General features: G+C 48.8%; 14 protein-coding genes. 11 read left to right on the top strand and 3 right to left on the bottom strand.

All coding sequences use genetic code 11. From position 1 onward, the window contains the following. Positions 1 to 355: 355 nt before the first annotated feature. The 4 genes from SPM24T3_RS07260 to SPM24T3_RS07245 all read left to right on the top strand — a co-directional run bounded on the left by SPM24T3_RS07260 (position 356) and on the right by SPM24T3_RS07245 (position 3,174). On the top strand, positions 356 to 1,216 hold the full coding sequence (locus tag SPM24T3_RS07260; protein ID WP_009636077.1) for a pirin family protein: 861 nt from the start codon (positions 356 to 358) through the stop codon (positions 1,214 to 1,216). Between the two features lie 209 nt (positions 1,217 to 1,425). Beyond that, positions 1,426 to 1,902 (top strand): DUF4440 domain-containing protein, encoded by a 477-nt coding sequence (locus SPM24T3_RS07255; RefSeq protein WP_009636076.1) that lies wholly within the window; start codon positions 1,426 to 1,428, stop codon positions 1,900 to 1,902. 157 nt (positions 1,903 to 2,059) lie between these two features. After that, a complete protein-coding gene (locus tag SPM24T3_RS07250; RefSeq protein ID WP_009636075.1) occupies positions 2,060 to 2,560 on the top strand; it encodes an ATP-binding protein in 501 nt (166 codons plus the stop codon). 26 nt (positions 2,561 to 2,586) lie between these two features. Continuing rightward, entirely contained in the window at positions 2,587 to 3,174 is a 588-nt protein-coding gene (locus tag SPM24T3_RS07245) for a pyridoxamine 5'-phosphate oxidase family protein (RefSeq protein ID WP_009636074.1), read from the top strand. 7 nt (positions 3,175 to 3,181) lie between these two features. Here the strand turns inward: SPM24T3_RS07245 and SPM24T3_RS07240 are convergent, their stop codons facing one another. Both SPM24T3_RS07240 and SPM24T3_RS07235 read right to left on the bottom strand, forming a co-directional pair. Continuing rightward, complete coding sequence (locus SPM24T3_RS07240; RefSeq protein ID WP_009636073.1) at positions 3,182 to 3,976, bottom strand: SDR family NAD(P)-dependent oxidoreductase; 795 nt, start codon at positions 3,974 to 3,976, stop codon at positions 3,182 to 3,184. 475 nt (positions 3,977 to 4,451) lie between these two features. Further along, positions 4,452 to 4,631, bottom strand: a complete 180-nt coding sequence (locus SPM24T3_RS07235) for a hypothetical protein (RefSeq protein ID WP_037377859.1) — start codon at positions 4,629 to 4,631, stop codon at positions 4,452 to 4,454. A gap of 659 nt (positions 4,632 to 5,290) precedes the next feature. Here SPM24T3_RS07235 and SPM24T3_RS07230 point away from each other — a divergent pair. Continuing rightward, positions 5,291 to 5,620, top strand: a complete 330-nt coding sequence (locus SPM24T3_RS07230; protein WP_009636072.1) for a multidrug efflux SMR transporter — start codon at positions 5,291 to 5,293, stop codon at positions 5,618 to 5,620. Here the strand turns inward: SPM24T3_RS07230 and SPM24T3_RS07225 are convergent. Continuing rightward, entirely contained in the window at positions 5,617 to 6,519 is a 903-nt protein-coding gene (locus tag SPM24T3_RS07225) for a LysR family transcriptional regulator (protein ID WP_009636071.1), read from the bottom strand. The genes SPM24T3_RS07230 and SPM24T3_RS07225 overlap by 4 nt on opposite strands. Before the next feature lie 166 nt (positions 6,520 to 6,685). Between SPM24T3_RS07225 and SPM24T3_RS07220 the strand changes: the two genes are divergently transcribed. From SPM24T3_RS07220 to SPM24T3_RS07195, 6 genes are all read left to right on the top strand, one after another. Continuing rightward, complete coding sequence (locus SPM24T3_RS07220; RefSeq protein ID WP_009636070.1) at positions 6,686 to 7,261, top strand: non-oxidative hydroxyarylic acid decarboxylases subunit B; 576 nt, start codon at positions 6,686 to 6,688, stop codon at positions 7,259 to 7,261. Positions 7,262 to 7,313: 52 nt separating this feature from the next. Further along, a complete protein-coding gene (locus tag SPM24T3_RS07215) occupies positions 7,314 to 8,810 on the top strand; it encodes a UbiD family decarboxylase (protein ID WP_009636069.1) in 1,497 nt (498 codons plus the stop codon). 289 nt (positions 8,811 to 9,099) lie between these two features. Beyond that, positions 9,100 to 10,680 (top strand): ABC transporter substrate-binding protein, encoded by a 1,581-nt coding sequence (locus SPM24T3_RS07210; RefSeq protein WP_009636068.1) that lies wholly within the window; start codon positions 9,100 to 9,102, stop codon positions 10,678 to 10,680. A gap of 18 nt (positions 10,681 to 10,698) precedes the next feature. After that, complete coding sequence (locus SPM24T3_RS07205; protein ID WP_009636067.1) at positions 10,699 to 11,664, top strand: ABC transporter permease; 966 nt, start codon at positions 10,699 to 10,701, stop codon at positions 11,662 to 11,664. An 11-nt stretch (positions 11,665 to 11,675) separates the two neighbouring features. Next, complete coding sequence (locus SPM24T3_RS07200; protein ID WP_009636066.1) at positions 11,676 to 12,659, top strand: ABC transporter permease; 984 nt, start codon at positions 11,676 to 11,678, stop codon at positions 12,657 to 12,659. Between the two features lie 9 nt (positions 12,660 to 12,668). Further along, complete coding sequence (locus SPM24T3_RS07195) at positions 12,669 to 13,646, top strand: ABC transporter ATP-binding protein (RefSeq protein ID WP_037377856.1); 978 nt, start codon at positions 12,669 to 12,671, stop codon at positions 13,644 to 13,646. The last annotated feature ends 2 nt before the right edge of the window (positions 13,647 to 13,648 follow it).

Genomic DNA, 13,648 nt, shown 5'->3' with positions numbered 1-13,648 from the left:
GCGCGCATATTTCTCCTTAATAAGCACCTAATTAAGGAAAACTCAGGTTTTGATCATAAGTAAAGCCGATGGACTGATTTTAATCTGCTCCAACATCAATCCCCCTGCCATCCTCGCCCTGCCGTTTCCATGCACCTATTTAGTGCAGTCTCTGTTATCAATAAATTTTTGTGATGTTTTGTGCGTGGCAAATTGCACGGCGCCAAGGTGTTACCCTAAAGTCCAGGATATGGGTGCTTACTTTTTAGCGTTTTTAACATATTAGACAATCGCTTAAGATGAAACTCACTAAGCCTCTCTTTGCGCTATCTTTTAAGTGCTTTCATTGAACAAACTTGCAGTATTGGAGAACATCATGACCCGGAAAATTAAGCAGCAATACAAGGCGTATCGCGACGATATTCGAGATTTGCAAACGCGCAGACCGGTTCCGGGTCCGCAGCTGGAACAGCTCGATCCTTTCCTGTTTTTAAATCACCACGGTCCGCAGGTCTATGCACCGGACAACCTCGGGCTGCCTTTTGGCCCTCATCCTCATCGCGGATTCGAGACCGTAACCTTTATTCTACGCGGTGAACTTTCTCATAAAGACACCGGTGGTCATGAAAGTATTATTGGCGCAGGCGGCATGCAGTGGATGACTGCCGGCTCTGGTTTGATCCACTCCGAGCTTTCTCCCGAGTCATTTAAAAAGCACGGCGGCGAACTTGAGATTTTGCAGCTTTGGATTAACCTCCCTGCCCGTTTCAAAATGACCGCGCCTAGCTACGTTGGGCTGCAGGCGGCAGATATTCCGCAAATTCCGTTGAGCAAAGGCCAAGGCTCGGTCAGTCTGATTTCCGGCGAAGTCGCGGGTATTTCAGGCCCGATCAATAGCCTGACCGGCGTTACCATGATGACGGTTCAGCTTGCGGCAGGCAGTGAGATCACACTAGACGCTCCTGCAGCGCGGGAAGTTTTCCTGTACACCGTAAAAGGTCGGCTTGAAATTGGCGACCAACAGGCTGAGGCCTGGCATTTGATTGAGCTGGATGGCTCAGACGACAGTGTCACTATCAAAGCCCTGGAAGATGCCGTATTGCTGTTTGGCCATGCCGATAAAATCAAAGAGCCGATGGTCTCTCACGGACCTTTCGTGATGAATACCGTGCAGGAAATCAATCAGGCTATTTTGGATTATCAGGCCGGTAAATTTAACGTGAAGCTCGATGGCTAACTTTTTGCACCGGTTATTATCAAGGTGACTTATTTCAACAATCCTCAGTAATTACAGCCCAGCTTGCAGTGGCTGAGGATTAATGCCTATATAGTTAGCCTGCTAGGCAATATTTCAGGCCTGAGACTGATAACCGGTTAAGGAGGTTAAAGATAATCAGATTCCCTATTATTTATCCGAATATCATTGACCTACCAAAGGAGTTATTCATGAAATTCTCAAAATATGTCGCCGTAATGTGCCTATGTTCAGCCACGCTGGCCACTTCGTCTGTGATGGCAGCAGAGGTCAGTCAGGCCGATTTAATGGCTGCTGCCGTTAAGCTGGGGCATGAATACGACAGTCATTATGCCGCCAAAGATCCTGACGCCATGGCAGCACTCTATGCAACAGATGGGGTGCTGATTTCACCCAAGGGTCCCGTGGTGAGTGGCCGACCCGCACTGCACGATTATTACGTCAAACGTTTTGCATCCGGCGCCAAGGGCCATTCAATCAAGATTGAACAGGTTTACCTGAAGGGAGACGGCGGCTACTCAATCGCCGATTTCTCTGTGACTGTCCCCGGAAAAAATGGCAAGCTTCACAGAGAAAGTGGCAAAATTGTGGCCATCTATCAGCATAATGCGCAAGGCTGGCACTTGAGCCTGGTAGAACCCACGGTCGCAGAAAGTGCTAACGGCTAAGCGTTGTCAAACCGTGCGAGCAGGGAATGATGCTGGTCGCAAGGTTTATTGTGATACCACTGTCTGCTTCGACAGGTCTGATAATTTGGCAATATTCAGGGACGAAGCATGGCGCTCAAACTCCAAACAGAGTGATTTGCCATAAGTGAGGTAAACCATGAATCATGTTTCACTGACAGACCCGCCGACCCTGCATCTTTTATGTGGAAAAATTGCGTCAGGAAAATCAACGCTATCAGCCCGACTGGCAGCAGATTCAGGCACGATAGTAATTGCTGAGGATACTTGGCTCGCGGCACTCTTTGCTGAAGAAATGCATTCGGTAGCTGATTATGTTCGCTGCTCGGCGAAACTTAAGATGGTAATGAAACCGCATCTGATTTCGTTACTCCGCGCCGGGGTGTCGGTGGTGCTGGATTTTCCGGCAAACACCGTCACAAATCGTGAATGGATGAAGAGCATCATCCGAGACTCGGCGGCCAATCACTGTTTACACTATCTCAAGGTTGCCGATGAGGTCTGTAAATCCCGTTTGCGCGCGCGCAATGAAGCCGCTGCGCATGACTTTTCAGCTACTGATGAACAGTTTGATTTAATTACGCGTTACTTTCAGGAGCCAGGCGCTGACGAGGGTTTTAACATCGTCGAGTACGCTTGACGCGGGTCATCAATGGGAGAAAACGCATGTCGATGGGTCTGCAAGATATAGATAGCTCATCTTGGGCACAGCTTGAAGTCGCGGGAAGTAGCCCAAACTCTGCTTTTCGCTATGTGAATTTCTGTTCGGTAGATGCCCAAAACAGGCCTCAGGCGAGAATGGTGGTATTACGTTGCGCAGACAAATTAGCTCGGACACTGGAATTTCACACCGATGCGCGCAGCCCAAAATGGCTGGAGATTTCCGCTAATCCCAACGTGACAATACTGGGATACTGTCACCAGACGCGACTACAGCTACGACTGACAGGAACCGTTGAACTGCATGCTCCCGAGAGTCAGGTGGCTGAAAAAGCATGGAGTAAATTATCCCCACACACGCAAAACACCTATGCGGCCGGGCCTCCTGGTTATGAGCTGGCCTTTGACGCGGCAGATAAAAATGCCGAGCCGGCACCTTCTGTTACCGCAGATGGAAAAGCCAATTTCGGCGTGTTAATTGTGAAGGTCAGCACGCTGGATTGGTACCAGCTTGAAAGAGAAAACAATCAGCGAGCACTGCTGACCTACACTGATTCGGGCATCTGTGCGAGCAGTCAATGGATTAACCCGTGACAGTCGCTTAGGCAATTGACCGCAGCACGCCACCATCAACTCGCAGCGACGCGCCGGTTGTTGCCGAGGCTTTTTCGCTGCAAATGTAGGTAATCATTGCGGCAATTTCATCTGGGGTTGAAAAACGCTGAATTACCGATGAAGGTCGCGCATGCTCAAAGAACTCGCGTTCTATAACCGAAGCATCCACGTCACGGCTCTTCGCCATCTCGGCCACAAATCCTCCCACGCCTTCCGAAGATGTTGGTCCCGGCAGCACGCTATTTACAGTCACACCCGTGCCGGAGAGAGTTTCTGCAAGCCCACGCGCTACCGCCAACTGGGCGGTTTTGGTCATCCCGTAGTGGATCATCTCGGTTGGAATTTGCAGTGCCGATTCGCTGGATACAAAAACGATCCTTCCCCAGTTACGCGAACGCATACCTTCAACATAATGACGGGAAACTCTGATCCCGCTTAACACATTGGTCTCGAAAAATCGTAACCAGTCCTGGTCGGAAATCTCGGCAAAGGCTTTAGGCTCAAAGATGCCCAAATTATTGACCAGCACATCAATTTCAGGCAGCTGTTTGAACAATACTTCACAGCCCTGTGCGGTGCTTAAATCCGCGACAACGCCCGAAACTTGTGCTCCCGGCACTTCGTTCTTAATCAACGCCACCGCACTGTCAACACGAGACTGAGTGCGGCCATTGACCGTGACACTGGCACCTTCGGCGGCTAAAGCGCGTGCAGAAGCCAATCCGATACCGGCCGTTGAGCCCGTTACCAGCGCGCGCTTATTTTTTAATCCCAAGTCCATAACTATCTCCTAATTATTTGTAAAACATAACTATTCAGGACTATAAACCTCGACGTAGAGATTATTAAGCCATCAATATGACTTAACAAACTGCCTTTAAGTATTGTCGCAAACCCCATCGGGGTCCTGCTTTATATTAAGGTTAACGTGCTGTCGCAGAGTGTTATGCAGGAGGACTTACTAAGGAGATGGATTATTGGTAGTTTATTAATTCTATACAGCAGGAAAATAACCACTGGGCATTTTTAGTGCTCACTAAGAAATTATAAATTCATTAAATCTTTTACAGGCGTCAGAGTGGATATTAAAACACTCCGTTGATCGCTTTAAATCAAGAGTAACATTAGTGAATTACACGCATTGAGGTGAGTAATCATAAAATCTTTATCAAAATATTTATTCTAGTCATTCTGTTACCAGCCAGAAAATTAAATGGCCGGTAACAGAGTGTGGCAAGCAACAGTTTGCTCGCTTTCTAAAGATGAAGAATACCGCCCAGGCCTAGCAGGGATGACAAGCCAGAAACCAGCCCATCGACTCCGGCACCGAGGTCGACATCAGCTTTAATGATTGGCGACAGATCTAGCACAAAACCACCACTCACCTGCTCAATTTCATCCAGCGAAAGTTCACGTAATCCGTTGTCATTGTTCATATTACTAGCCTCCAGAGGTTAAGTTAACAAGGCTGGAGTCATGAAATAAACATCCCAACCTATGAGTACGCCGCAAGAGATATTTCCCGGAGCGCCTGTCATTAAAAATAGGCTATTGATGAATAAAATCAATGTAGATAAGGGCTGAAAACCTGGGTAATTCGCAATCAAACTGATTTAAATAGAAAAATTTACAGACAGCCTTTGTTGATATATCAACATAAATTGATACTTAGCGTGCTACTCACTTAGTGGAGTCAGCAGCCACAATACTTCGTGCCTTTTTAGCCAGCTCTACAACCAGATTAAACAAGGTGATCGCTTCCATTCACCTGCCGTAGGGAGTGCGCCAGAGAAATTAAGCTTGCTAGAAATTTATTTAATTTTTTTAATCCGCCTAATAAGAATTTTAGTAGAACTGCGCGTGACGCCATAACTGAAGAATACATTCAGAACTGTTTAAGATTTTGCCGTTTTGCAGAGTTAACATTATTAATTCTACAGCCTATCTTTCAGCGGTGTTTAATCCCTGTTTTGATTTGGACTGATATATCCGCGCCTAAAAATGTTATGCTGCCTACTGTTTCGATGCATTTTTAACTCATTATTTCACTGGAGATCTCTCCGGGCCACTGCTCATCAAGCCTGGGAACACCGTTATGACTTATATTTATCTCTTTATTGCCATCATCTCTGAGGTTATCGCCACCAGCTCGTTAAAAGCCTCTGAAGGATTCACCCGCTTTTACCCTTCGGTTGCCGTCGTCGTTGGCTACATCATTTCCTTTATTTTGCTATCACTGGTGTTAAAGTCGATGCCAGTCGGGATCGCCTACGCCATCTGGGCGGGTATGGGGATTGTATTGGTCGCCTGCGCCGGTTTTATTTTCTTTGGCCAAAAACTTGATGGCTACGCGATAGGTGGCATGGCGTTTATTATCGTCGGTGTGCTGATGATCAATCTGCTGTCAAAAACCGCAGGTCATTAACCTGCTGATTTTGCTGATAACACGGTTTCAACGTGCTCGATAAACAGCTTCACGCTCTGATTTTTGATGAGTTTATGCCAGCACAGTGTCAGTTCGGTCACCGCCAGCGGATCTTCCATTTCCCGAAAAACCACCTCTTTTATTAATAGAGAACGCTGTGAGTCGGGAACGATGGCAATTCCCATCCCCATTGCCACCAGCGCAGTCGCAACGTTGACCTCTTTGGTCAAATGCGTGCTGTGTGGCACCAGTCCCTTGCGCTGGAAAATATTGGCCACCGCGCCGCCCAGGCCGACCCCGGTTGGATCGTCATGCAGTATCAATGATTCGCTTGCTAAATCCTCAGCGCTAATACTTTTTTTGCTGGCCAATGGATGATTCGCAGGCAAAACCACATTCAACTTATTACAAACCAAATCCTTAAAGGCCAGACTGCGATACAGCGGTAACGGTCTGCGGACCAGCGCCAAATCTAACTCTCCCTGCTGCAACAGCATCAGTTGGCGATTGACATCGCTCTCCACCGGGATGATATCGATGTCGATATATTGACTTTTAAACCGTCGAATCAGGTTCATTACTGTCGGGTCAAGCACCGACGTGCCCACATAGCCCAGACGTAAAACACCTTTATAACCGCTGGACAATCTTTTGGCCGTTTGTTGCAAATTTTCAAGCTGACTCACCGCGCGTTGTACATCAACCAGCACCGCTTGCCCTTCCAGAGTCAGACTAACGTGCCGCTGATTGCGCTCAAACAGTCTGATGTCCAACTCCTTCTCCAACCCTTTGATGTGATTGGTTAGTGCGGGCTGAGTCATGTTTATTCTGGCGGCAGCCCTGGCGAAGTGCAAAGTCTCTGCCAGCACCACGAAGGATTTGAGTTTTCTTAAGTCCATGCCGAATTCCTGTAATAACGATTCGTTATCAATAAAGGCTTTTTCTTGATTAGAGTTTTATTATAGCCATTTTATAATTGGCAAATAAATTAATTTGTTAGAAGAAATCCCCAAGATGCGGCGTTGATAATCTGCGCAGAAACCGGGATGGGATCAAGGAGAACCAATGAGAATTATCGTAGGTATTACCGGCGCAACCGGAGCACCTTTGGCAATAATGTTATTGCAGATGCTCAAATCTATCCCTGAAGTGGAAACTCATCTCATTATCTCTCGTTGGGGAAAGGCCACTATCGAACTTGAAACGCCTTATCAGGCCCGCGATGTTATCGGCCTGGCGGATTTTTATCATAGTTCAGCCGATCAGGGAGCCACGATATCCTCCGGTTCCTTTTTAACCGAAGGGATGATTATTATCCCTTGCAGCATGAAGACACTGGCAGGCATTCGCAGTGGATACGCCGATGGCCTGATTGGCCGGGCAGCCGATGTGGTACTTAAAGAAAAACGCAAACTGATTCTGGTGCCGCGAGAAACACCGTTAAGCACCATTCACCTTGAAAACATGCTGGCATTATCAAAAATGGGCGCCAGCATTATTCCTCCTATGCCCGCCTGGTATAACCATCCTAAAGATTTAAACGATATTACCCATCACATTGCCTCACGTATTTTGGATCAATTTTCACTGAAATTCCCTGAGACAAAGCGCTGGGATGGATTAAAAGAAAGTAGCCGCTAATTAATCTTCTGATTATCAAGTCTGATTAAAATTAATAAACCGGAGTCAACTTATGTCTGAAAAAGTTAATAATAATGTCGACGTTTACGATTTACGTTCAGCCATTGCCTTACTCAAAACCTTCGATGGAGAATACATCGAAACCGATGAACCTGTTGACCCTGCCGCAGAGTTATCAGGCGTTTATCGCTATGTCGGCGCGGGCGGAACGGTTATGCGCCCAACCAGAACCGGCCCGGCGATGGTGTTTAACAAAATCAAAGGCTATGACGACTGCCGCGTGTTGATTGGACTGTTGGCATCACGCCAGCGCGTTGCCCGTTTGCTGGGTGCACCAAAAGAACAGTTGGGTCATTTGCTGCGCAATTCGGTAAAACACGCCATTCCGCCGGTAGTCATCTCTAACGATAAAGCCTCTTGTCAGGAGGTGGTGCATTTAGCCACCGATGCAGATTTCGACTTGCGCAGACTGCTGCCTGCCCCGACCAATACGCCGGAAGATGCAGGTCCGTACTTTACTATGGGGATGTGTTACGCAGCGGACCCGGAAACGGGCGAGCACGATGTCACCATCCACCGCCTGTGTGTGCAGGGTAAAGACGAAATTTCGATGTATTTTGTGCCGGGTCGCCATCTGGATCAGTTCCGTATCAAGGCTGAAGAAGCCGGTAAAGCACTGCCGATCACTATCAGTATTGGCGTGGACCCAGCTATTGAGATTGGTGCCTGTTTCGAGCCGCCAACAACCCCGCTGGGTTACGATGAGCTGGCGATTGCCGGAGGCTTGCGCGGTAAAGCCGTGGAGCTGGTCGAGGGGGTTGCCGTCAAGGCGCGTGCCATCGCCAATGCTGAAATTGTGATTGAAGGCGAACTGGTACCCAATTATCGCGTGCAGGAAGACCAGCACACTAAAACCGGCAAGGCGATGCCAGAATTCCCTGGTTACACCGGTGATGCGAAAGCTGAAGTTCCAGTGATCAAAGTCAAGGCTATCACTCACCGCAAGCACCCTATCCTGCAAACCTGCATTGGGCCAAGCGACGAGCACACCAATCTGGCCGGTATTCCGACCGAAGCAAGTATTCTCGATATGGTTGAGCGCGCGATACCGGGATTAGTGAAAAATGTGCACTGCCCGTCGCCAGGCACCGGCAAATATGTTGCTTTCTTGCAGATTGGTAAACGTGGACCCCAGGACGAGGGCCGGCATCGTCAGGCCGCCTTGCTGGCGTTTTCCGCATTCTCTGAGCTGAAACACGTATTTTTAGTCGATGATGACGTTGATATCTTTGACCTTTCCGATGTGATGTGGGCAATGACAACCCGTTATCAGGGCGACGTTGATACCATTTTTATTCCAGGCGTGCGCTGCCATCCGCTGGACCCTTCTCAGGATCCGGCGTTCAGCCCCAGCATTCCAGACCACGGCATTTCCTGCAAAACTATCTATGACTGCACCGTGCCTTATAAGTTGAGACACAACTTTGAACGTTCAAAATTTATGGAAGTTGACGTCACTCGCTTTATCCCGGACTTTAAGGTGTCATGAGATTTCCCCTCGAATGAGATTTATTGCTAGCAATTAGCACCAAGACGATGCAGGGCTGCCCAAAAGATGCGCAGCCCTTTCTAAATGCCTCCCGTACCTCCTATACCCAAAAACCTTTCACCATCCTTACCCATTGAAATAAATAGAAAAGAACATTATTTTAAATTTACATCTTGCTTGGCACGATGGTTGCTTTTAATAATTGCTAGCAATGTAGCTAGTGTTTCCCGCCCATGCATGTTCTCGCTGGTGCGGTAATTGCCCCCATTAATGTGTGAAGGAAGCTCAGATGAAAAAGTACGTGCTGCCGCTTTTATTGACTTGCATCGCGACGCAGGCCGCCGAGGCCGAGAATATTGTTCGCTGGGCCGTTGCTGCCGATATTCCCACCCTGGATCCGGACGCCTTTGCATCCACCACGGCTCTGACTTTTCAAAATCACATTTACGAGGCTCTGCTTCAGCGCGACAACGATTTAAAACTGCAACCGACACTGGCAACACGCTGGGAGTTTATCAATGACACCACGTTGCGCTTTTATCTGCGTCAGGGCGTGAAATTTCAAAACGGTGATGATTTTGATTCTTCCGATGTCGTCGCCTCGATAGCTCGCGTTACCGATCCCGATTCAGGCATTCGTGCCAATGCTTCAACGATTAAAGACGCGGTAGCGGTGGATAAATACACCGTTGATATTCATCTCAAACAAAAAAGTGGTATCGCGCTCAATGAACTTAGCGGCGTAATGATGATGGATAAAGAATGGATGACTCAGCATAACGCGCTTAAACCTACTAGCATGAGTCAGGGAACCGAGGGTTACGCAACCAATAATACCAACGGCACAGGGCCGTTTATGCTTGTCAGCCGCCAGCGCGAATCACAGATGGTTTTAAAGAAGAACCCAACCTGGTGGAATAAGGACCATTCGGAAGGCAACGTCGATCAGATTATCTTTAAACCTATTACCTCAGATGCCACTCGGCTGTCGGGAATACTGGCAAAAGAATATGATCTGGTGACCAGCGTGCCTTTGCAGGACATTGACAGGCTGCGCAAAGACAACACTATTCAGACGTTGGTCAGCCCTTCTTTGCGGGTAGATTTTTTGACCTTTAACCTGCGTGACACCCTTAATGCCGGCAACGTGGACGGCAAGAATCCGCTCAAGGATTTACGTGTCCGTCAGGCACTGATGATGGCGGTCAATCGCCAGGCGATTAGTCAAAAAATCATGCGCGGCATGACTCAGGTCGCCAACACTTATCTCGCCCCGCAGATCCCGGGTTATGATGCAGCCAATGCGATTAAACTTGATTACGATCCAGTCAAGGCCAAAGCGTTGCTGGCAGAAGCTGGCTATGGCAAAGGCTTCAAGCTGGCATTTGACTGCGTGGAAGGTTCTTACATGAACGCGCCACAGTGGTGTCAGGCGGTACAAAGTTACTGGGCCAAAATAGGCGTTACCGCCACTCTGACCATGCACACCAACAGTGTGTATAACCAAATCACAGATAATGGCAAAACTGATATCGCAGTATTGGGCTGGGCCAATCTGCCCATCATGGACGCCTACAGTATTTCAGTTCAGCTGCTGCACACCAATGATAATACCGGTTTTGGGATGTTCAATATCCCTCGCTATTCCAACAAGCAGGTTGACCAGTTAATTGAAGCGTCTATTCCTGAACTCGATGATAAAAAACGCACTGATATGCTGCGCCAGGAAATAAATCTGGCTCAGGCCGACTTGCCTTATATGCCAATGCATTATGAGCCGGTGGTGTGGGTGGAAAATAAAAACCTGACGCTCAGGCAGAGCCCGGATAATGTCGTCCGCCTCTGGTATGCCCGCGTCAATCAGAACTGAGAATAGAGAGAACGCACAATGGTAAGTTATATCATTAAACGACTGTTGCAAATGATTGGCCTAATGCTGGCCGTGGCCTTTATTTCATTCAGCATGTTTCAGTACTTGGGCGATCCGATTAATAACATGCTTCCTGAAAGCGCAACCCAGCAGGAGCGTAATGACCTGCGCATGAAATTAGGCCTTGGCGACCCGATGCTGACTCAGTTTGGGCATTTTATTGTGCGTATTTGCCACGGTGATTTTGGTATTTCCTATTATAACCAGGTCGACGTATTCCATTTAATTATGGAGCGCCTCCCCGCTACGCTAGAACTGGTTATCGTTGCCGTGGCAATATCGCTGCTGGTTGGTTTTCCGCTGGGAGTCTGGTCGGCAATCAGCAAGAATCGGCTGCTGCTGGGCCTGGTGCAGCTCCTTTCATTGATTGGCGTGTCACTGCCGAGCTTTCTGATAGGCATTCTGCTAATTATTGTGTTCTCGGTTTATCTGGGGATATTCCCCTCCAGCGGTCGCGGCGCAACCACTCATTTTGGCCTGTGGAACACCGGTTTGCTTAGCATCAGCGGCTGGAAATCTATTGTGCTGCCCGCGCTGTCTCTTTCGTTATTTATGATCACGCTGATAATGCGTTTGGTGCGTTCAGAAATGCTCGAAGTGATGCGCACTGACTATATTAAATTTGCCAAAGCGCGTGGATTACATAAGGCCAGTATTTATTATCGCCACGCGCTGCGCAATGCGTTATTGCCAGTAGTCACTATTGTCGGACTGCAGATCGGCGGACTTATTGCTTTTGCGATTGTTACCGAAACCGTTTTCCAATGGCCCGGCATGGGGCTGCTTTTCATTCAGGCGATTAATAATGTCGATATTCCGGTTATTTCGGCTTACCTGATATTTATCGCATTAATCTTCATTGTCATTAATACCTTGGTGGATCTGCTGTATTACCTGATCGACCCGCGTATGAAAAAGTCCTGAGCGAGAATATTATGATTAATCCTGACTCCCAGCATCCCGTTGAGTTTAACCCGGCACAAGCACCTGGCAGGTTGAAACTATTACGCCAAAGCCTGCTTGCCTTTGCAGATAGTGATTTCCTGTATTATTTCTGGAAATCAAAGATAACCGTACTGGCTTTTATCTGGACAGTGATACTGCTGGTTTCCGGCGTTTTCAGCGGTTGGCTGGCACCCTATTCCATTTTTGACGCCTCGAGTTTTGATTTGATGAACTCCGAGCTGCCTCCTTCCTGGATGACGGGCGGTGATGCACATTTCTGGCTCGGCACTGACGTACAGGGCCGCGACCTGCTGTCGCTAATCCTTTATGGGCTGCATATTTCACTGATTGTCGGCCTTACCAGCGTGGGGCTTTCTCTGCTGCTGGGCGTGCTCCTTGGAGTATTGAGCGGCTATCTTGGGGGATGGATTGATACCCTGATTATGCGCTTCGCCGACGCGATGCTAAGTATTCCAACTATTATGTTTTCCTTGCTTATCAGCGGCGTAGCGCGCGGAATTTTACCTAAAGAGCTGCAGGCGGAGATAGCGATGCCGATTATCGTCGCTTCGATAACGCTCACCGGCTGGATGCAATACGCCCGAACCATTCGCAGTCTGACTATTCTTGAAAAACAAAAAGAGTACGTGCTGGCTTCGAAAGTCAGCGGTGGCCGTGATCTGCACATTATGTTCGCGCATATTTTGCCCAATGTGTTAAGCCCGGTTTCCGTGCTGGCTACCCTGCATCTTGGTTTAGCTATTTTAACCGAAGCGACGCTGTCTTTTCTCGGCGTTGGCATGCCGCCTGACCAGCCTTCTCTTGGCACTCTGATTAATGAAGGCAACCAGTACCTGTTTTCCGGACAGTGGTGGGTGGTGTTGTTCCCGGCATTAGTATTGGTGACATTGTCACTTGCGTTTAACATCCTCGGCGACTGGCTGCGGGATATTCTCAACCCTAAATTACGATAGGACGCGACGATGAATAGCCATAATTTACCTCCAGCACCGTTACTCCAGGTTGAAGGGTTGAGTGTGGAATTTATGCACCGTAAAGGCGCTCTACAGGCTATCCGTGACGTCTCGTTCACGCTGAAGGCCGGCGAAATCCTCGGTGTGGTTGGCGAGTCGGGCGCCGGTAAATCGTTGACCGGTGCTGCTATCTCCGGCCTGCTCGAGTTACCGGGTCGCATCAGCGCAGGCAAAATATTCTTCAACGGTCAACGCATTGATAATCTTGATGAATCGAGCAGGCGTCTGCTGCGCGGCAGAAAGATTAGCTGCATCTTTCAAGACCCCTTGACCAGCCTCAATCCGGTGCTGACTATCGGCGAACAGCTGATTGAAACCATCCGTACCCACCTGCCGCTCGACGCCCGACAAAGCCGCCAGCGAGCCATCGAGTTAATGGGGGAAGTGGGTATCAGCAGCGCCGAACAGCGGTTGGAACAGTATCCTCATCAGTTTTCAGGAGGAATGCGCCAGCGAATTATTATTGCGCTGGCGCTGTGCGTTGAACCGGAATTAGTGATTGCCGATGAGCCAACCACTGCGCTTGACGTCTCGGTGCAGGCGCAGGTGCTGGGGCTGCTAAAACGCCTGTGCAGGCAACATGGCGCCGCGGTGATGATTATTACTCACGATATGGGAGTGATCGCCGAAATTTGTGACCGCGTTGCGGTTATGTACGCCGGTCAGCTTATTGAAACTGGCCCTGTGAAGCAGGTTTTGCTGCAACCGTTACACCCTTATACCCGTGGCCTGATGGCCTCGATCCCAAGCCTCACCGAGCGGCGTGAACGTCTGGCACAAATTGACGGTTCAATGCCGCGCCTTAATCAATTGCCCAGCGGCTGTTCTTTTCATCCCCGCTGCTCGCAACGACTTGAGCAATGTTGCCAACTTTCACCCGCGCTGGAAAACCGCGGTGAAACGCGCGTTGCCTGTCTGAATCTTTAAGG

The sequence above is a fragment of the Serratia sp. M24T3 genome, from assembly GCF_000257645.1.
In the GTDB taxonomy this organism is placed as follows: Bacteria; Pseudomonadota; Gammaproteobacteria; order Enterobacterales; family Enterobacteriaceae; genus Rouxiella.
The sequence above is the reverse complement of the archived record's forward strand: the minus strand, read 5'-3'. Positions and strand labels throughout refer to the sequence as shown.